20 protein-coding genes are annotated in these 17145 nt (G+C 61.6%); 12 read left to right on the forward strand and 8 right to left on the reverse strand.

Going from position 1 to position 17145, the window contains the following annotated elements:
• Positions 1-20: 20 nt before the first annotated feature.
• Genes ACFRFQ_RS23640 through ACFRFQ_RS23650 form a run of 3 tightly spaced genes read left to right on the forward strand, consistent with a single transcriptional unit; the run spans position 21 to position 2337 of the window.
• On the forward strand, positions 21-1358 hold the full coding sequence (locus ACFRFQ_RS23640) for a WS/DGAT domain-containing protein (protein WP_378663007.1): 1338 nt from the start codon (positions 21-23) through the stop codon (positions 1356-1358).
• 12 nt (positions 1359-1370) lie between these two features.
• A complete protein-coding gene (locus tag ACFRFQ_RS23645; protein ID WP_378663009.1) occupies positions 1371-1934 on the forward strand; it encodes a mismatch-specific DNA-glycosylase in 564 nt (187 codons plus the stop codon).
• 52 nt (positions 1935-1986) lie between these two features.
• On the forward strand, positions 1987-2337 hold the full coding sequence (locus ACFRFQ_RS23650) for a hypothetical protein (RefSeq protein WP_378663012.1): 351 nt from the start codon (positions 1987-1989) through the stop codon (positions 2335-2337).
• Between the two features lie 61 nt (positions 2338-2398).
• Here the strand turns inward: ACFRFQ_RS23650 and ACFRFQ_RS23655 are convergent, their stop codons facing one another.
• Complete coding sequence (locus ACFRFQ_RS23655; RefSeq protein ID WP_138872518.1) at positions 2399-4096, reverse strand: fumarate hydratase; 1698 nt, start codon at positions 4094-4096, stop codon at positions 2399-2401.
• 172 nt (positions 4097-4268) lie between these two features.
• Between ACFRFQ_RS23655 and ACFRFQ_RS23660 the strand changes: the two genes are divergently transcribed.
• From ACFRFQ_RS23660 to ACFRFQ_RS23685, 6 genes are all read left to right on the forward strand, one after another.
• Positions 4269-5303 carry an alpha/beta hydrolase gene (locus tag ACFRFQ_RS23660; RefSeq protein ID WP_378663014.1) on the forward strand — a complete coding sequence of 345 codons (1035 nt, stop codon included), beginning with the start codon at positions 4269-4271 and terminating at the stop codon, positions 5301-5303.
• A gap of 10 nt (positions 5304-5313) precedes the next feature.
• Entirely contained in the window at positions 5314-6321 is a 1008-nt protein-coding gene (locus ACFRFQ_RS23665; RefSeq protein ID WP_378663016.1) for an alpha/beta hydrolase, read from the forward strand.
• A gap of 85 nt (positions 6322-6406) precedes the next feature.
• A complete protein-coding gene (locus ACFRFQ_RS23670) occupies positions 6407-6880 on the forward strand; it encodes a VOC family protein (RefSeq protein ID WP_378663019.1) in 474 nt (157 codons plus the stop codon).
• A 117-nt stretch (positions 6881-6997) separates the two neighbouring features.
• The gene (locus ACFRFQ_RS23675) at positions 6998-7765 is read left to right on the forward strand and encodes a CPBP family intramembrane glutamic endopeptidase (RefSeq protein WP_378663021.1); all 768 of its coding nucleotides are present in this window, start codon (positions 6998-7000) and stop codon (positions 7763-7765) included.
• Positions 7766-7816: 51 nt separating this feature from the next.
• Positions 7817-9217, forward strand: coding sequence for an amidohydrolase family protein (locus tag ACFRFQ_RS23680; protein ID WP_378663024.1), 1401 nt, complete (start codon positions 7817-7819; stop codon positions 9215-9217).
• Position 9218: 1 nt separating this feature from the next.
• Entirely contained in the window at positions 9219-10178 is a 960-nt protein-coding gene (locus ACFRFQ_RS23685; protein ID WP_378663027.1) for an antibiotic biosynthesis monooxygenase, read from the forward strand.
• Here ACFRFQ_RS23685 and ACFRFQ_RS23690 read toward each other — a convergent pair.
• On the reverse strand, positions 10166-10393 hold the full coding sequence (locus ACFRFQ_RS23690) for a PLDc N-terminal domain-containing protein (protein WP_378663030.1): 228 nt from the start codon (positions 10391-10393) through the stop codon (positions 10166-10168). The genes ACFRFQ_RS23685 and ACFRFQ_RS23690 overlap by 13 nt on opposite strands.
• 842 nt (positions 10394-11235) lie before the next feature.
• Here ACFRFQ_RS23690 and ACFRFQ_RS23695 point away from each other — a divergent pair.
• Positions 11236-12000 (forward strand): DUF1906 domain-containing protein, encoded by a 765-nt coding sequence (locus ACFRFQ_RS23695; RefSeq protein ID WP_378663033.1) that lies wholly within the window; start codon positions 11236-11238, stop codon positions 11998-12000.
• Here ACFRFQ_RS23695 and ACFRFQ_RS23700 read toward each other — a convergent pair.
• Together ACFRFQ_RS23700 and ACFRFQ_RS23705 are read right to left on the reverse strand one after the other, a co-directional pair.
• Positions 11987-12487, reverse strand: coding sequence for a nuclear transport factor 2 family protein (locus tag ACFRFQ_RS23700; protein WP_378663036.1), 501 nt, complete (start codon positions 12485-12487; stop codon positions 11987-11989). The two genes, ACFRFQ_RS23695 and ACFRFQ_RS23700, sit on opposite strands and share 14 nt — an antisense overlap.
• 245 nt (positions 12488-12732) lie before the next feature.
• Positions 12733-14193, reverse strand: coding sequence for an MFS transporter (locus tag ACFRFQ_RS23705; RefSeq protein ID WP_378663039.1), 1461 nt, complete (start codon positions 14191-14193; stop codon positions 12733-12735).
• Positions 14194-14268: 75 nt separating this feature from the next.
• On the opposite strand from ACFRFQ_RS23705, the gene ACFRFQ_RS23710 reads away from it, so the two are divergent.
• Complete coding sequence (locus tag ACFRFQ_RS23710; protein ID WP_378663041.1) at positions 14269-14775, forward strand: MarR family winged helix-turn-helix transcriptional regulator; 507 nt, start codon at positions 14269-14271, stop codon at positions 14773-14775.
• Here ACFRFQ_RS23710 and ACFRFQ_RS23715 read toward each other — a convergent pair.
• The 3 genes from ACFRFQ_RS23715 to ACFRFQ_RS23725 all read right to left on the reverse strand — a co-directional run bounded on the left by ACFRFQ_RS23715 (position 14766) and on the right by ACFRFQ_RS23725 (position 16467).
• Positions 14766-15065: a hypothetical protein gene (locus ACFRFQ_RS23715; RefSeq protein ID WP_378663044.1), complete on the reverse strand. Its 300-nt coding sequence runs from the start codon at positions 15063-15065 to the stop codon at positions 14766-14768. The two genes, ACFRFQ_RS23710 and ACFRFQ_RS23715, sit on opposite strands and share 10 nt — an antisense overlap.
• 79 nt (positions 15066-15144) lie before the next feature.
• On the reverse strand, positions 15145-15906 hold the full coding sequence (locus ACFRFQ_RS23720; RefSeq protein WP_378663346.1) for a hypothetical protein: 762 nt from the start codon (positions 15904-15906) through the stop codon (positions 15145-15147).
• Between the two features lie 261 nt (positions 15907-16167).
• Entirely contained in the window at positions 16168-16467 is a 300-nt protein-coding gene (locus tag ACFRFQ_RS23725) for a 4a-hydroxytetrahydrobiopterin dehydratase (protein WP_378663046.1), read from the reverse strand.
• A 16-nt stretch (positions 16468-16483) separates the two neighbouring features.
• On the opposite strand from ACFRFQ_RS23725, the gene ACFRFQ_RS23730 reads away from it, so the two are divergent.
• Positions 16484-16927 carry a (deoxy)nucleoside triphosphate pyrophosphohydrolase gene (locus ACFRFQ_RS23730; protein WP_378663049.1) on the forward strand — a complete coding sequence of 148 codons (444 nt, stop codon included), beginning with the start codon at positions 16484-16486 and terminating at the stop codon, positions 16925-16927.
• On the opposite strand, the gene ACFRFQ_RS23735 is transcribed toward ACFRFQ_RS23730, so the two are convergent.
• Positions 16905-17081 carry a hypothetical protein gene (locus tag ACFRFQ_RS23735; protein WP_092807195.1) on the reverse strand — a complete coding sequence of 59 codons (177 nt, stop codon included), beginning with the start codon at positions 17079-17081 and terminating at the stop codon, positions 16905-16907. The two genes, ACFRFQ_RS23730 and ACFRFQ_RS23735, sit on opposite strands and share 23 nt — an antisense overlap.
• Positions 17082-17145 lie beyond the last annotated feature (64 nt).

Below are 17145 nucleotides of genomic sequence, written 5' to 3' on the forward strand. Positions count from 1 at the left end.
ACCGTCACCCGGTGCTACGGATGACGCCCACCGACGCCCAAACTTTCTGGATTTCGGAAAAGATCCCCAACGATCAGCTCCTGCTCTATTGCTTCGAGGGGCAATCGGAATCGCTCGAGGATGTGCGACGCGCGGTCCTCGATCGCGCGTCGTCGATGCCGGATCTGGGCGTGCGGATTCGTGAAGTGCCGTGGCATCTGGATTATCCGCTGTGGGAACCGATGCCGGTTGACGAGTCGTTGGTCGTGACGCATCGACTTCCCGGCTCTTCGTGGGAAGAGTGCATCAACGCGATCGAAGTGTTGCTCGAGAATCACGTCAACCCGCGCGTGACCCCATGGCTCCTACACCTTTTCGAGGGTGTGCGCGGCGCGCCACGCTGCGACGGGCCTGCGTTGATTGCCGTTCTGCAGGTGGCGCATTCGTTGGCAGACGGCAAGCGGGCGAGCGGCATTGCGCGCACGCTCTTCGCAGCTGAGGAGCCGAAACGTGAAGAGATCGATCGGCGTTCGAGCAGTTCGGCGGAAATACTCACCCGTGCGGCACTGCGGCTGCCGGGTCAGATCTACCGCCTTTTCCGCGACGGTCGCGCGGGTCATCGAGCTCAGCTACAACTCGAAGCCGATACGGAAGCCGGAGTTGTTGCGCCGCAGGCTCCCAACCGGCCGAAGGTTACCTCGAACATTCCTCCCGATGCGCACCGGCTGGTGCGGATGGTGGTGCGCGACGCGGCAGATCTCCGAGCGGAAGGCGTGTCCGTGACGGTGGGGGCGATGACGGCGATCTCGGTGGCCATGACCAAGTATCTGCTGGCAGCCGATGGCGTCGTACCCCCCGAGTTGGGCGCCGAAGTGACCATCGCGAAGGACGGAAAACCGACATCGCGCAACCACTTCCGCAACGCAGGTGTAGGTCTGTTCCCCGAGGTGGCAGACCTGCGTGAGCGCGCCGGGCGAATCAAGGAGTCGATGGCCGAGCGCCGGGCACGAGCAGCGCACCCATCCAGTGCAGCGTCGGACCGTGCGCTGGAGGCTGTGCCGGGGCCGCTTATTCGTTGGGGTGTACAGCAATACGATTTCACAGCGATTCCCGAGACGGTGACGGGCAATACTGTGGTGTCGAGTGTGGCCCGTGGAGCAGCCGATCTGGTGTTCGGCGGCGCTGCAGTGCGATTCACCGCCGGTTTTCCGAGCCTGTCGCCGGTCATGTCACTCACCCACGGTGTGCACGGTATCGGTGACACCGTGACCATCAGCATCACGACCAGTCCGTCGGCGATTGCAGATATCGACCACTACGAACAACTGATGCATGACGCGATCGACGAGGTGCGCGATACCTTTGCGAGACGGGTCTGATCTACTGGCCCGATGGGATTCACGCGTGCGGAGTTGGAGTCGTATCGCGACGCCGAGATCGACGATCTGATCGGACCGGGTTGCCGATTGCTGTTCGTTGGCATCAATCCGGGATTGTGGACGGCGGCAACGGGTGCGCATTTCGCGCGGCCGGGTAATCGTTTCTATCCGGCGTTGTTGCGGGCCGGCATCATCGAGCGGCCGATAGATCCGTCGGACGGTATGTCGGCAGCAGACACACAACACCTGATCGACCGGGGAGTGGGCATCACCAATCTGGCGGTGCGGGCAACGGCACGCGCAGATGAATTGACGTCGGAGGAACTCGCGGCCGGTGGACTTCGGGTGCGAAAGGTCGTGCGGGAAACAATGCCTGTTGTCGTTGCTTTTGCCGGGATCACCGCCTATCGAACAGCTTTCGGTAACAAGAAGGCCAAGGCCGGTCGTCAGGACCACGATTTCGAAGGCTCGAAGCTCTGGATCGTGCCCAATCCCAGTGGACTCAATGCGCACGAAACGGTGGACACGCTCGCGGCCAAATATCGCGATGCGGCACGAGACGCCGGAATCGTGTAACAGATATCGGAGTTCGGTTAAGGCGGCGCAAATTAGGCGCTACAGTGCAGGTATGTCATTTCTTTACAATGTCTTTGTAGTCATTCACCTGCTCGGCATGGCGGCCCTTGTCGGTAGTTATTTCACAGTCCTGAAGGCCCCCTCGGTTACCGAGGTGATGGTCTGGGGAGCGCGCCTGCAGTTCGTGTCGGGCCTCATCATCGTCGGACTCGGGGAAGGTGCTCTGGACAAGAACTACATTCACGCCAAGATCGCTGTGAAGCTTGTACTTTCACTGGTCATCGTCGCGCTGGCGGAGATCACGCGGGCCAGGCAGAAGAAGGGGCAGCCCAACCCCAATCTCGTGCACGTCGTCGGTGGACTGTCCATCGTGACCGTCTTTGTGGCCGCACTCTGGACCTGACAAACACACAAAAGGGCCCCGGCGAATCGGAAATCGCCGGGGCTCTTTGCTATTGACGTGTCTACAGACCCGGACGCTTGCCGATCGTCAGGGTTACCTCACCGGTATGGGCAAAGAAGTCGTTGCCCTTGTCATCGACGACGATGAACGCGGGGAAGTCCTCGACGTCGATCTTCCAGACAGCTTCCATACCCAGCTCGGCGTACTCGAGGATGTCGACCTTCTTGATGCAGTCGAGCGCCAGACGAGCAGCCGGTCCACCGATGGATCCGAGGTAGAAACCGCCGTGCGTGTTGCACGCGTCGGTGACCTGCTTGGACCGGTTTCCCTTGGCCAGCATGATCATCGAGCCGCCGGCGGCCTGGAACTGCTCGACGTACGAGTCCATCCGGCCGGCGGTGGTGGGGCCGAAGGAACCGGAGGCCATGCCGTCGGGTGTCTTGGCGGGGCCGGCGTAGTACACCGGGTGATCCTTGAGGTACTGCGGCATTTCCTCGCCGGCGTCGAGGCGTTCCTTGATCTTCGCGTGGGCGATGTCGCGGGCCACGACCAACGGGCCGGTAAGCGACAGACGTGTCTTCACCGGGTGCTTGGAAAGCTCGGCGAGGATTTCGGCCATGGGCTTGGTGAGGTCGATCTTGACCGCTGCGCCCTTGCCGGTTCCGGAGATGCCGTCGGTGTCGGCGTCGAGTTGCGCGTCGGTGACCTCGGGCAGGAAACGGCCCGGGTTGAACTCGAGTTGCTCGAGGAACACGCCCTCGGGAGTGATCTTGGCCTTGGCCTGACGGTCTGCGGAGCACGACACGGCAATGGCAACGGGCAGCGAAGCGCCGTGGCGGGGGAGTCGGACGACACGGACGTCGTGGCAGAAGTACTTACCGCCGAACTGGGCGCCGATGCCGATCTTCTGCGTGAGCTCGAAGACCTTCTTCTCGAGCTCGTGATCGCGGAAGCCGCGGCCCGTGATGGCGCCTTCGGTGGGGAGCTCGTCGAGGTAGTGCGCCGACGCGTACTTGGCGGTCTTCATCGCGAACTCGGCAGACGTGCCGCCGACGACGATCGCGAGGTGGTACGGCGGGCAGGCTGCGGTACCGAGTGAGCGGATCTTCGCCTCGAGGAACTGCATCATCGAGTCGGGGTTCAGGATCGCCTTGGTTTCCTGGTACAGGTAGGACTTGTTGGCGCTACCGCCGCCCTTGGCCATGAACAGGAACTTGTACGAGTTCTCATGTCCGGCAGCAGTATCGGCGTACAACTCGATCTGTGCGGGCAGGTTGTTTCCGGTGTTCTTCTCGTCCCACATCGTGATGGGGGCGTTCTGCGAGTAACGCAGGTTCAGGCGCGTGTACGCGTCGTAGACACCGCGGGCGATGGACTGCTCGTCGTCACCGGGGGTGAGGACGTGCTGTCCGCGCTTGCCCATGACGATGGCGGTGCCGGTGTCCTGGCACATCGGGAGAACACCCGCGGCGGCGATGTTTGCGTTCTTCAGCAGATCGAGGGCAACGAACTTGTCGTTGTTGGACGCCTCGGGATCGTCGAGAATGCTCGCCAGCTGCGTCAGGTGGTCGGTACGCAGGTAATGGGAGATGTCGTGCAGAGCCGTTTCGGTCAGCAGACGCATCGCTTCGGGCTCGACCTTCAGGAAGGTCCGGCCGTCCGGACCTTCGACTGTCGACACCCCTTCAGTGGTGAGCAGTCGGTACTCGGTGGTGTCCTCACCGATCGGCAACAGGTCCTCATAGAGGAAGTCGGCCATCATTTCTCCTGAACAAGGGTGCGTGCGAAGGTCTCGTTCAGGTTATCGTTGGGGGTTTTCCTCGATCACGCCGGGCGGTCGGACGGCGGCAGTGACTGGGCTGTTCGCCCACGAGAGCGAACATTTCAGGCAATAATGTCCGTCTGTGCTCGGCGACAAGAGGGACGGTTCGATGAGAGGTACCCGGACAGTGGGCGGATTGATCGCTGCGGCGATTCTCCTCGCCGCGCCGTCGACGGCGGTGGCCGCCGGTCCGGCCGCGTTCGGCGCAGAATCCGACGGTCCGCGGGTGATCAGTGCCGTGCCCGGCGAAGGGCGCCTCGTCGACGTCGTCGTCTACTCACCGTCGATGGATCGCGGAATTCCGGTCCAGGTGCTTCGTCCGGCCGACACGTCGGCTCCCGCTCCGACGCTGTATCTGCTCAACGGAGTTGACGGTGGGAAGAACGACGCGACGTGGTCGGCGCGCACGGATGTCCCGGAGTTCTTCGCCGACAAGCACGTCAACGTCGTCACCCCGTTGGACGGCGCCTTCAGCTATTACACCGATTGGCTCAGGCCGGATCCGGGTCTCGCGAGGATCAACGAGAACAACGGCGTGAACATGTGGGCCACGTTCCTCACCGCGGAACTGCCACACGTGATCGACGAGTATTTCGACACGACGGGTGAGAACGCACTCGGCGGGATCTCCATGGCCGGCACGTCGGTGTTGAACCTGGCGATGGCTGCGCCGACGGTCTACAACAGTGTCGGTTCGTTCAGCGGCTGCGCGATGACCAGCCCCGGTCCGGGGCAGGACTTCGTGAAGGTGGTCGTCGGAATCGGCGGCGGTAACCCCGAGAACATGTGGGGGCCGTACAACGACCCTGCATGGGTGGCACACGATCCGGTGGTGAATGCGGAGAAGCTACCGCGAATTCCGATGTACATCACGACGGCGACGGGCATTCCCGGTCGGTACGACACGTTGGCCGATCCGCGCATCGACAACAGTGTCGCGGCGTTGGCTGCAACCCTGGCTCTCGGTGGGGGCATCGAGGCCGCCACGCACTTCTGCACAACACAGTTGGCGGATCGGACGACCGCTCTGGGGATGGACAACATCCGGTACAACATCAAACCGGCCGGTACCCACTCGTGGGGTTACTGGCAGGACGACCTGCACGATTCGTGGCCGATGTTCGCCGCGTCCCTCGGCTTGTAAGGACTTTTGCATGCGTATCTCTCATATCGCACTGGCGTGCGCCGTGTCGCTGGCGTCAGTGGTAGCCCTCCCGGTCATCGCGGCCGCCGACGAATCGGCGCCGCCGGAATACACCGTGTCCGCTGATGCGTCGCCGCGAATCGCTGCCACCACCCCGGTCTCGGATCGGGAAGTGCTGCTCGACGTCGACAGTCCGGCAATGCAGCGCACGATGCAGGTCAGGGTGTTCCTCCCGGCTGACGGTTCGGAGCCTCGCCCCGTCGTGTATCTGCTCGACGGAAACTCGGGCCAGATCGAGGACAACAACTGGTTCGATCCGGAGAAGGGCAACGCGCGGGAGTTCTTCGGGGACAAGAATGTCTTTGTCGTTGCGCCGATCGGTGGAACCGGAACCATGTATACCGATTGGCAGGAAGACCACCCGAAATTCGGAAGGCTCAAGTGGGAGACCTTCCTGACCAAGGAATTGCCGCCGTTGATCGACGAGGCTTTCGACACCAGCGGGCGCAACGCAATCGGTGGAATCTCGATGGGTGCCGAGGCGGCGCTGATGCTTGCTCAACGCGCACCGGATCTGTATGACGCCGTCGCTGCGTACAGCGGGTGCTACACGACGGTGGGCGGTTTCGGTAAGGCACTGACAGACCTTGTCGTCATCAACGGAATGGCTACGTCGGAGCAGATGTGGGGTCCGGTCGACAGTCCCGCGTGGCGCGAACACGACATCTTCGCCAACGCGGACAAGCTGCGCGACACCACGGTGTATCTGTCCTCGGGCACAGGGTTACCGGGTCCCCACGAAACCCTCGAGACTCCCGAACTTGCTCGGGTTGTGATCGTCGGCGGTGTCATGGAACTGGGCTCCAATCTGTGCACCGATCAGATTGCGGGTGTACTGCGCGGCCAGGGCGTCGACGTCACACGAAGTGCGCAACCGGTGGGCACACACGGCTGGCCGTACTGGCACGACGAACTGGTGCGTTCCTGGCCGGTGATCGAGTCGGCTCTGGTCGACTGAAACGTGCGCGTCGACTGAAACGGGCGCGATGATTTCCGGCGGCCATGACGGTCTATCCCTACGTACACCGACGTAAGGAGTAGTCATGCCCACGATCACCCCGTGCCTGTGGTTCGACACGCAAGCGGAGGAAGCAGCACATTTCTACATCTCGGTTTTCGGAAGCGGGAAAATCCTCGAAATCGAGCGATACGGAGAGGGATCGCCGTCCGGTCAACCGGCAGGATCGGTGATGACGGTGGTCTTCGAACTGGACGGACAGCGTTTCACCGGGTTGAACGGCGGGCCGATGTTCACGTTTTCCGAGGCGGTGTCCTTCGAGATTCCGTGTGCCGATCAGGCCGAAGTCGACCACTACTGGTCGGCACTGACGGAGGGCGGCGAGGAGAGTCAGTGCGGTTGGCTCAAGGACAAGTTCGGACTGTCCTGGCAGGTAGTTCCGAACAGATTGCTGCAATTGATGCGCGATCCGGATCGCGCAAAAGCCCAGCGTGTAATGGACGCGATGATGCAGATGAAGAAGATCGACGTGGCAGAACTCGAACGCGCCGCACTCTGAGGGCACTCTGAGAGTCGACTGTGAGTGTCGACGCAATCGTGGCGGGCACCTCGGCGGCGTCGGTACACTTGAATGAGTGAATTTTCAGCTAACTGCGGCGATGGGTGACGGCCATATATGAGTTTTGCAACCGTGTCTGATGCCGGCGTGCTCGACACGGCGCCGTCCGCCCCGCGTTTTCCTCGTGTCCATGCGTATATCGACATCGCAGTGGTCATCGCAGTCCTCGTGGGCACCAACCTGATTGCGCACTTCACCACGGTGTGGGCGAGCATCGCGACGGTTCCGATTTCGGCGCTTGTGCTCCTTGCGATGAGCAAACGCCGAGGGCTGGGTTGGGCGGAACTCGGTCTGTCGCCGAAGCATCTCAAGAGCGGTTCGAAGTACGCGCTCATCGCGGTCGGACTGGTACTGACCGTCGTGGCGGTCGGAGCGCTGTTACCGCTGACCAGGCCGTTCTTCATGGCTGACCGCTACGCGACCATTTCGGGCGCCATCATCGCGTCGATGATCGTCATTCCCCTGCAGACGGTCATTCCGGAGGAATTGGCGTTCCGCGGTGTCCTGCACGGGACGCTCAACCGGGTCAGCGGATTTCGGGGCGTCGCCGCTGCGGGTTCTTTGACGTTCGGCCTGTGGCACATCGCGTCGTCGATGGGGTTGACCAGTGGAAACGCGGGACTGTCCGGCTTCCTCGGTAACGGGGTCGTCGGTCAGATCGCCGGTATTCTCGGAGCGGTTCTGGCCACCGCGGCCGCCGGTCTCGTCTTCACGTGGCTTCGTCATCGAAGTGGCAGTCTTCTGGCGCCGATTGCGTTGCACTGGTCGCTGAACGGCGCGGGCGCTTTGGCCGCGGCGTTCGTATGGCACGCGACCATGAACTGACCCGGACAATTCGAACGCGCGGTATCGCCGCGACTGTGATTTGCTCAATGAGTGATACAGCTGCATCGGGGCCATATCTTCCACATTTCCGGTAGCCCCACGGTCGAAGGCGCAGCCGACGCGCTCGTCTCCCTCCCTGACGGTGTGCTCGCGATCGACGACGCCGGTGTCGTGGCCTTCTGCGGTGAATTCGACGCGTTACCGCAGCATCTGCGCAGCGACGACGTCCACGATCATCGCCCAGGGTTTCTGCTCCCCGGATTCATCGACACTCACGTTCACTTTCCCCAGATCTACGCCGGCGATGCCTACGGCGGTGGACAACTACTCGAGTGGCTCGATCTCTGTGTGTTCCCGTCGGAATCGCGACTGGCCGATCCGGAATTTGCCGTCCACGCTGCGGCCTCGTTCTGCGCCCGCCGGATAGCCACCGGAACCACTGCGGCCATGGTCTTCGGTTCCGCTTTTCCGCACGCGCAAGACGCGCTGTTCGCGGAAACTCAGCGAACCGGACTTCGCATCGTCAGTGGTCGTGGCATCCAAACCACAGGGCCCGAATCTGCGGCAGCGCTCATCACTTCCGAGGACGACGCGATCACGCTGACTCGCGACGAGATCGATCGCTGGCACGGAGCAGACACCGGTGATGTCGACGCTGCTCTGCTGCACGTTGCCGTCGTACCGCGGTTTTCCCTCGCAGTGACGACGGAGACTCTGAAGAATCTGGGGGAGTTGTACGACTCGGTTCGAGACCGTGGTGTGTACTTCCACAGTCATCTCAACGAGAACAACAGGCCGGGCACCGGCGAGGTGGCAACCACGCTCGAGCGTTACCAGGTCCAGTCGTACCTCGATACGTACGACGGCAAGTTTCTGCCGGGCTCAGAGGTCGGTGGCAAGTCGTTCCTCGGGCCGCGCGCGATTCTCGCGCACTCCGTCCACTGTCAGGATTCGGAATTGGCCCGGATGGCGGAGACTGGGACGTCGATTGCTCATTGCCCGACTTCGCAGCAGTTCCTCGGTTCCGGCACGATGCCGTGGAAGCGAACGGTGGCGGCGGGAGTCAACATCGCGATCGGTTCGGACTTCGGTGGCGGCGACGAATTCCTTCTCTCTCGGGTTCTGGGCGACGCTTTCAAAGTGCATATCTCGGAGGACAGTGACAGCGCGCTGTCGTTGCACCCGGCCGAATTGTTGTTCACGGGCACGCTGGCCGGCGCGCGTGCGCTGGACCTGGAGAACCGCATCGGAAATCTCGACGCCGGTAAGGAAGCAGATTTCCTCGTCGTTGATCCGGACGGGTGGCCGGCACTGGGCAATCTGATCAACTTCGGCACGCGGTCGCCTGATCCGATTCTCGCGCGTGATCAGACTCTGTTCGGGTTGCTGATGGCGATGCGTGAGCCGGCGATCTTGCACGTCTACGTCCAGGGCCGCAGGGTTTCGACCTGACGTGTCCGGTTCGGCGACGGTTGTCACTGCCTTTCACCGCCCCGAAAACGGCGACGGTGAGCCGTTCGCTGGGTGGACTGCGCAGGCCGTCAGTGCAGCGAAGGTGGCTCGGGGCTATCTCGGCAGCGCGGTTAGCGACGGCCCCGGACTTTCCGATTACGGTGTGTCCCATACCTTTTCCAATATCGAAGAGCTGCATGGCTGGCTCGATTCTCCGGCGCATTCACGCGTCGAGGCACAAGGCGTCGAGTGTGGAGTTCGGGCCAAGAGCTCGGACCTCGTATTGGTGGAAGACGCCGCGCCTCCACCGGGTATCGGTGTGTACGACCACACCGTTGTTGCCGGACGGCAGGACGAATTTCTGCGGACCCAGCATCTCTTGATCGCCGAAAGTTCGCGGTTCTCGGGGTACGAGAGTGCGTTGCTGTTGTGCTCAACTGCCGATGCGACGCGGTGGCAATCGGTTCTGCGCTTCCGGACCGAACCCCAGCTGGCAGCATGGATGAAATCGGAGCAGCGGGCGGCGGTGTTGCCCGCACTACGCGAGGAGCTGGCAGAAGACTTCACCGAATCCGTGCGTTCCACGCCTTTCGGAACGATCTTGCGCACCGAGAACGGGCAGACACGGGTGACTCCGAACTGGAAGACCGCAATGATCGTTCTTCTGGTCCTCTACCCGACAGTGATGACGTTGTCGCGATTTCTCGGTCCGGTGCTCGACGACGCAGGCGCACCGCCCTGGCTGTCGATGTGGCTGAGCCAGATCGTCAGCGTCGGGGCGATGACGTGGTTCCTGATGCCGGCGGTAACCCGGTGGTTCGGTCGGTGGCTCGACCCGTTCGACGGCGCGAAATTGCGCACGAACGTCCTGGGTACCGTCGCTGTCCTGGCGATATACGTCGGGACGCTCGCGCTGTTCGCTTCTGTGAAGTGGTTGCAGTTCTGGGATTACTTCGACTGAATCCTGCCGCGCTTGAAGTACGTGATCGGTCCGAAAAAGTTGATCGCGATGATCGCTGCCCATTTGGCCTTGCTGCCATTGACCGTCGCACGATCGCGCTTCGCGAGGTCGGCCCAGGCGGTGATCGCCAGAATCGACTGGATCGAGCCCATCACGATCACGACGCGGCGCTGGCGCGGCGAGAGTTCACTCCATGACTTCTTGTTGCGGTTCATAAGTCAACTGTGCCTCACGGGGCCGTATCGGCCCGCACATCCGGTGTGAATAGCATCACCTTCGCGGGAGGTCGGGCTGGTTTCAGGTCCGGTGCCGCCCGGCCGAGGGCGTCGTCAATGTTCTGCTAATTGCTGCCGTGGCTGAAGAGTTGCACGGCGTAGCAAATGTGGACTGATCGGGTTCGCGCGAAATTGTCCTATTCCTGGTCAGGGCGACGATAGTGCTGAAACAGCAGTTTCGAAGTAAGGCTTACCAACATAAATTGGCCGGATTGAAAGATTGCGGAGTATTAACCATTAATGGAAATGGTGTTCGGATATCGTCAAGAAATGGGCAAATTATCTCGATCGGATCACGCACTCTGGGCGTTACCTGTGAATATGCGTTTGCCGGGAGTGCGTGAAGATGTAACGTCCCGGACACATTTGGTGTCGCGGAAGTAACGGAAGACCTCTACTCTTAGCTCCAGCAGGTCAGCAAGTCGGCCTGTAAGACCACTGATGTTTCACCTTCGACAGGAGTACACACATGACCAGCGCTGAACTCTCGGGCCAGTTCTCTTTCATCACCGACTTCCTCAGCAACGCATCTGACCTGTTCAGTGCTCTGACGTTCTTCACGTCGCTCAGCTGATAACTTCCGGCCACTACGGCCGATAACGATGGCCCTCGAAACGAAAGTTTCGGGGGCCATCGTTTTTGTTGTCGCTGGTCACAGCGGTGGTGTGACTGGTGTTGATCAAGTGCCAGGCGGTGGCGTTGTGACTGTGGTGCAATCGAGTGAAGAAAGAAACTCGACTTTCCGCCTAGATCGGGCGGGATACGCCGATGATCGGAGCAGTGTGCACGTCTCACGAAGAAATCTGTTCAAGTACGCGGCCGCAGGTTCTGCCGCCGCAGGACTGGCCGCGCTCAGCGGCACGGCAACGGTGGCCAACGCCGGATCGCTCGGAACTCTGCTCGACTACTCTGCCGGAGTCCCGTCGGCGCAGTCGATCCGTGCGGGCGGTTACGCGGGCGCGATCCGCTACGTATCCGACCGCCGCCCCGACGCGAACTGGATGGTGGGTAAGCCGGTCAAGGCAGGCGAAGTGAACGCACTGACCGCAGCGGGACTGCAAGTAGTGTCCTGCTATCAGTTCGGAAAAGGCGCGACGGCTGACTGGCGTGAAGGGCGCGAAGGCGGCAAGAGGCATGCAACACGGGGTCTGGAATTGCATCGCCAAGCCGGCGGACCTGAGGGGCGTCCGATCTACGCGTCCATCGACGACAACCCGTCGCCGGCCGAGATCAACAATCTCATCCGGCCGTATCTCGAGGGATGGGCATCTGTGGTCGGCAATCAGAACCTGGGTATCTACGGAAACACCGGCGTGATCGACGCGATGATCCGCGCGGGCGTCGGAACCTGGTACTGGCAACACAATTGGGGATCGCCGGCGGGGTATGTACACCCCCGTGCGCACCTGCATCAATTCGAGATCGACAAGAGAAAAGTCGACGGTATCGGCGTCGACCTGAATTCGATCCTGGCGCTGGACTACGGGCAGTGGTCACTGGCCGGTTCGGTCGTGCCGAATATTCCGATCGGCTCTATCGCACCATAGCGCCGAATTTAGCCAACCAGGCGCGGGCATCCTCGGGGAGGTTGCCCGCGGCTTCGGCGGCCAAGCACCAGGCTTTGGTCATCGCCAGAAAATTCATCGGGTTGTATGCGTCTTCTTCGCGTGAGAACAATCCGTCTCCGGCGTAGTGCAGGATCGTGATGTTTGCGGCGCCGTGAGTCGATCCGTCGCCCGGATCCTCCATGGGATTGTCGATCTCGCAGATGATCCACCCGCGCTCCTCGTCGATCACGTACCAGTTTGCGGGGAACTCCGTCATTCGTTTTCCCGGGAACTCGGTCATCGTGCGGGTGACCCACTTGCGCACGGCCTCACGGCCGTTGAGGGTGCCGAAGGCATGTTCGACGTACACGACATCTTCGGTGAACATGTCGGCAAACGCATTCCAATCGCCACTGCGGGTGCATTCGACGACGGTGTTCTGGAAACCGGCAAAGGCCTGATCGAGTTCAGTGCGTGTCCATGCCATGTGTGACTCCTCGGGTAGACGACCGAGTCAAATTAGAACACGTTCTCGCGGCCAGGTGGTGGGGATTCGGCCGATCTCATGTGTGCGGTACCGTCGTTGCCGGGTCGGGACCCGTATTGCGAGAGGAAATATTTCATGGAGTTTCTCATCGACTTCATCTACACCCTGCTGTCGAAGCTGCAGATTGCCGGCAGCATCGACTCTTCGGAGAAGTAACACCTCCCGCAGTTCTTGCGTCCGTGTGATCAATGCGGCCGCGACGTGGTTGATTCCCGGTGCGGCGCTTGCCGTTTGGGAATCAACCACGCGAAGATCATCGATACCGCTGCGGCAACGATCGAGATCACGAACGTGGCCTTGAACATGTCGAGCGTGGGGTAGATGCGGTCGTGGACCACGATGGTGGCACCGGCAAGCACAACGCTGACCACGGCGGCGGAACTCGACGTCCCGATCGACCGCATCAGTGAGTTCAAACCATTGGCTGCGGCTGATTCGGTGATCGGAACCGAACTCATGATGAGTGCCGGCATTGCTGAGAATGTCAGTCCGACACCCGCTCCGATCACCATTCCGGCAAGCGCGACCTGCCAGACCGCGGACGTCGCGAAGTAGGCGCTGACGTAACCGAGTCCGATGACGAGCGCTCCGGTCAACAAGGTGATCCGCGGACCTTTCCAGTCCGAGATGCGCGCGGACACAGGGGAGAGCGCCATCATCACCAGACCGGCGGGAGCGAGTACCAGGCCGGTGGTCACCATCGACAATCCAAATCCGTAGCCGGTGTCCTTCGGGGCCATGAGAAGTTGCGGTAGCGACAGTGAATTTCCGTACATCGAAAAGCCGACGGCGATGGATGCCAGGTTGGTGAACAGCACTTGTTTGCGTGCCGCGATGCGCAGATTCACCAGTGGTGCACCGCGTCTGAGTTCCCAGAAGCCCCACGCCACGAAGATCACGACGGACGACGCCAGTAGTCCGAGCGTCTTGGGGTCGGACCATCCCCACGTGCCACCCTTGGTGATCGGCAGGAGAAGGGCGATCAAGGCGGCAGCCAGCCCGAGTGCGCCCACGAAGTCGAAACGGCCCGGCTTGCGGACGGTGGACTCGGGAATGACAAAGAACACCAACAACATACACAGGCCACCGAGAGCCGCGGACACGACAAACAGGAAGTGCCAATCGGCACTTTGAGCGATGATCGCTGCGATGGGCAGCCCGACAGCGCCGCCGACACCCAGGGTGGCGCTCATGACGGCCATCGCGCCGCCGACCTTCTTCGGTGGCAGAACGTCGCGCAGGATGGCAATGCCGAGAGGGATGGCACCAACGGAGGCGCCCTGTAGTGCGCGCCCGATCACCAGTCCGATGAGCGACGACGACAAGGCGCAGATAACGGAACCGAGAACCACCAGACCGAGGCTCACCAGGATCATGCGTTTCTTGCCGAACATGTCGCCGAGGCGGCCACTGATCGGGGTGATGACCGCAGCGGCGAGCAGCGTCGCGGTGATGGCCCACGACGTGTCCGCTGGTGACGCGTTCAGCAAGCTCGGAAGCTGGGGGATGATCGGGACGACCAGCGTCTGCATGAGGGCGACGACGATCCCGCACAGGCCGAGGACGGTGAGGATCAGTCGTGGACGTGGGGACACTGTCGCGTCGACGGCTGTATCCGCGTTCGACGGATGGGCGTGAACGGACATTCGGCTCCCGAAGTATGTGGGCGGCGCCTGCCACCTTTTCTGTGCACGCTACACATTTTGTGTATCCTGCACAACGTGACGAATGCGCGCGGAGAAATCCCGGCCACTGAGCGTGAATCTGTGGACCGCGACCTTGTCGACGTCGAATACGAACTGACGCTGCTGTCGCGATATCACGCACTGGCGCAACGCTCGGACCTTCATCTGGACCGCTCGGCGTACCTCTTGCTCGGCCGCCTCGAACTGCAACAACCGATGAGTCTGAAAGAACTGTCCTGCGCGTTCAGACTGGACATCTCGACCATCAACCGACAGATCGGCGCCCTCCGTCGACAAGGCTTGGTCGAACGCGTCGAAGACCCGGCTGGCGGATTGGCGAGAAAGGTCCGCCCCACCCAGTCCGGTCTGGCCCAGCTGCGGGCAGACCGCGTACATTCGACTGCCGGAGTGGGGAAGGTGTTGCGGGACTGGACGCCGGAGTCGCGCCGGGCATTGGGTGAGCTACTGCGGCAATTCAATCAATCGGTGGAAGATATCGAAGGTCGGACCTGGCCGCGCCCGACACCCGACGATCACGTCTGAGTATGAGCCAGGGTCGAATCCGGTTCCGGCGCAATGACTACCAGTTTCGGTCGATCTTCCGGCGACGAGTGGTTTCCGTGCCACGACATCAGTGACCATCGAGACAGTGTGGAAAATGCCGATCCGAGACTGGCGAAGGAACCGGAGCTCAGGATCGAGCCGGCCGATCCGATGCTGCCGATCGACAATATCGAGAATGCGCTGCCGATCGACAATATCGAGTGAGTGCTACCGATCGAGAGAATTGATCCTTCTGAACGGATCGACAGAATTGATCTGGAATGTCCCATTCCCTGGTTTATCACGAGCACCGGACGCACAAAAGAGGCCCGCCGAAAATTCGGCGAGCCTCTTTGAAGCAATTGTGGATCAAGCCACTGCGAACATACCCACGGTCGGCAGGAAGCTGCAGGTGATGCGATCTGCGCCTTCAGGCTGGGTGGTCAGCGAACCGCTGATCACGGACAGCACACGTCCCGGTCCGGTGTCGGCGATAACCGACAGGGTGGCGGGGCCGTCCGGGTTGATGTGAGCGGCCGTCGTGAGGTTCTGCGTTGCGCTACGACCGTTGTCGATGTTGATCCAGGTGACCGTCAGCGGGACGGGCTGGTCATCGGTGGCCGGAGCGGTACCGAGTGCAGTGAAGACAAATCCGGCCTGACCTGCGGCAGGTCCCGGAGGCGGCAGGTGAGCCGGGCCGGGAACGGCAAGTGCGGTGCCGACGGAATCAGCCGTTGCGGAGATGCAGCCCTTACCCAGCGTCGGGTAGAGGAACTGTGCGATGACGGGTGCGTTCTCGTCCGGAATCGCCGGTCCGCCGCCGCCGCTGCCGTCGAGGAAGGTGATGACCTTCTCGAGCGTCGCCTTGATCTCAGGGGGGAGACCGGCGGAATTGAGGATGGCGCGAGCCTGAGCGAGGAGATCAGCCTGCGGATTGCCGGCGACCTGGGTGACACCCTGGGCGTCGACGGGGCCGGCGGCTGCGCCGATGATGGCGGGAGCAAACGATGCCAGGAACTCGATCGGCACACTGTCCGGTGTGGGGGCGGGAGCCGGATCGGCCATTGCCTGTGCGGGCAAGGCGAGTCCTGCTGCTGCGGCAATTGCGACGGCGGTGAACGCCTTACGCATACCTCGGGTTCGAAGCACTGTTTCCCCATCCTTAGTCAGACCGCGCGGGCGCCGTAGCGCCCGCGTTGACGGCTCGAGGGGTCACTCTATGTAGAGAGCCCCGGGTTGTACAGCCGTTCAGTTTCTGAGCAGCTACGGATCCCGGTGGAGTCTATTACATGACTGGCCTCGAAATGATTGCTTGCCGACCATACCCTGTGACAGAAGTGATCAATGTGAATATTGATGCAACTGTTATGTCGGTTTAGGCGGTTTCAAGCGTCAGTTTTTTGCCGAATCAGCGACGAGGGCATCGATTTTCCGAGCAAACTTCACGTCGAGTTCGGTGATGCCGCCAGCTGAGTGCGTCGACAGCGTGTAAGTGACTTTCCGCCACCGGACGTCCATGTCCGGATGATGATCGGCGGCTTCGGCAGCTGCGGCGACGTCCTGAAGCAGTGCGACGGCTTCGGGAAATGTCGGGGATTCGACCACTCGGGTAATCGCATTATCGGTTCGCTGCCAGTCTGGCAGTTCTGCGAGTGCAGCGTCGATCGCGGAATCGGACATCACGGAAGCCATACTCCATCATGGTGTCATGAGCGACGAGGCTGCAAGTGGCGGCGAAGCTGCCGACGAGTACGAGATAGTCGCCGGCGCGATCTTCCGCGACGGCCGGTTGTTGCTCGCGCAACGCATCCGCCCGCCGGAGTTGGCGGGGATGTGGGAGCTTCCCGGTGGCAAAGTCGAAGCTCTCGAGACGCCGCAGCAGGCTCTCGAGAGGGAACTGGCAGAAGAATTGGGTGTTGTAGTCCGGTGCGGGCGCCGAATCGGCGTCGACGTGGCACTGGGTGGAATGCGAGTTCTGCGAGCGTATCGAGTGGAAATTCTGGCCGGAGAACCGGTGGCGCTGGATCATGCGCAGCTGGCATGGGTGGACGCAGACACTCTGGAAACGTTCGACGTAGTGGGCAACGATCGGGCATGGATCCCGGACCTGCTCGCCGAATTGCGCAGGCTCAGGCAGCCCGAGCCATCTTGAGGCCGACCTTCAGTTCCTTCTTGGAAGCGCCGTTGTTCTCGAGCTTGCGCATCCTCATGATCACGACCGGGCACTTCACACAGCGGGTCTTCTTGCGGCAGCACTTCTTCTTGGGCTTGAGCTGCGAGACTTTGCTTGGTTTAACTTTTCCCATGTGGCACTGCGTCTTTCCTTCAGCGGCTTGGCGGAGAACCGCACTGCAAACAAGGTTAGCGTAA

It is taken from the genome of Rhodococcus sp. NPDC056743, from assembly GCF_042790355.1.
Taxonomy (GTDB): domain Bacteria; phylum Actinomycetota; class Actinomycetes; order Mycobacteriales; family Mycobacteriaceae; genus Rhodococcus_F.

Bases quoted from the DNA above. Each gene is read 5' to 3' on its own strand.
- ACFRFQ_RS23640 (WP_378663007.1), top strand. From the start codon at position 21: ATGACGCCCACCGACGCCCAAACTTTCTGGATTTCGGAAAAGATCCCC.
- ACFRFQ_RS23670 (WP_378663019.1), top strand. From the start codon at position 6,407: ATGCCCACGATCACCCCGTGCCTGTGGTTCGACACGCAAGCGGAGGAA.
- ACFRFQ_RS23725 (WP_378663046.1), bottom strand. From the start codon at position 16,467: ATGGCTTCCGTGATGTCCGATTCCGCGATCGACGCTGCACTCGCAGAA.
- ACFRFQ_RS23645 (WP_378663009.1), top strand. From the start codon at position 1,371: ATGGGATTCACGCGTGCGGAGTTGGAGTCGTATCGCGACGCCGAGATC.
- ACFRFQ_RS23660 (WP_378663014.1), top strand. From the start codon at position 4,269: ATGAGAGGTACCCGGACAGTGGGCGGATTGATCGCTGCGGCGATTCTC.
- ACFRFQ_RS23690 (WP_378663030.1), bottom strand. From the start codon at position 10,393: ATGAACCGCAACAAGAAGTCATGGAGTGAACTCTCGCCGCGCCAGCGC.
- ACFRFQ_RS23650 (WP_378663012.1), top strand. From the start codon at position 1,987: ATGTCATTTCTTTACAATGTCTTTGTAGTCATTCACCTGCTCGGCATG.
- ACFRFQ_RS23675 (WP_378663021.1), top strand. From the start codon at position 6,998: ATGAGTTTTGCAACCGTGTCTGATGCCGGCGTGCTCGACACGGCGCCG.
- ACFRFQ_RS23655 (WP_138872518.1), bottom strand. From the start codon at position 4,096: ATGGCCGACTTCCTCTATGAGGACCTGTTGCCGATCGGTGAGGACACC.
- ACFRFQ_RS23720 (WP_378663346.1), bottom strand. From the start codon at position 15,906: ATGCGTAAGGCGTTCACCGCCGTCGCAATTGCCGCAGCAGCAGGACTC.
- ACFRFQ_RS23735 (WP_092807195.1), bottom strand. From the start codon at position 17,081: ATGGGAAAAGTTAAACCAAGCAAAGTCTCGCAGCTCAAGCCCAAGAAG.
- ACFRFQ_RS23665 (WP_378663016.1), top strand. From the start codon at position 5,314: ATGCGTATCTCTCATATCGCACTGGCGTGCGCCGTGTCGCTGGCGTCA.
- ACFRFQ_RS23700 (WP_378663036.1), bottom strand. From the start codon at position 12,487: ATGGCATGGACACGCACTGAACTCGATCAGGCCTTTGCCGGTTTCCAG.
- ACFRFQ_RS23705 (WP_378663039.1), bottom strand. From the start codon at position 14,193: ATGTCCGTTCACGCCCATCCGTCGAACGCGGATACAGCCGTCGACGCG.
- ACFRFQ_RS23730 (WP_378663049.1), top strand. From the start codon at position 16,484: ATGAGCGACGAGGCTGCAAGTGGCGGCGAAGCTGCCGACGAGTACGAG.
- ACFRFQ_RS23715 (WP_378663044.1), bottom strand. From the start codon at position 15,065: ATGGGACATTCCAGATCAATTCTGTCGATCCGTTCAGAAGGATCAATT.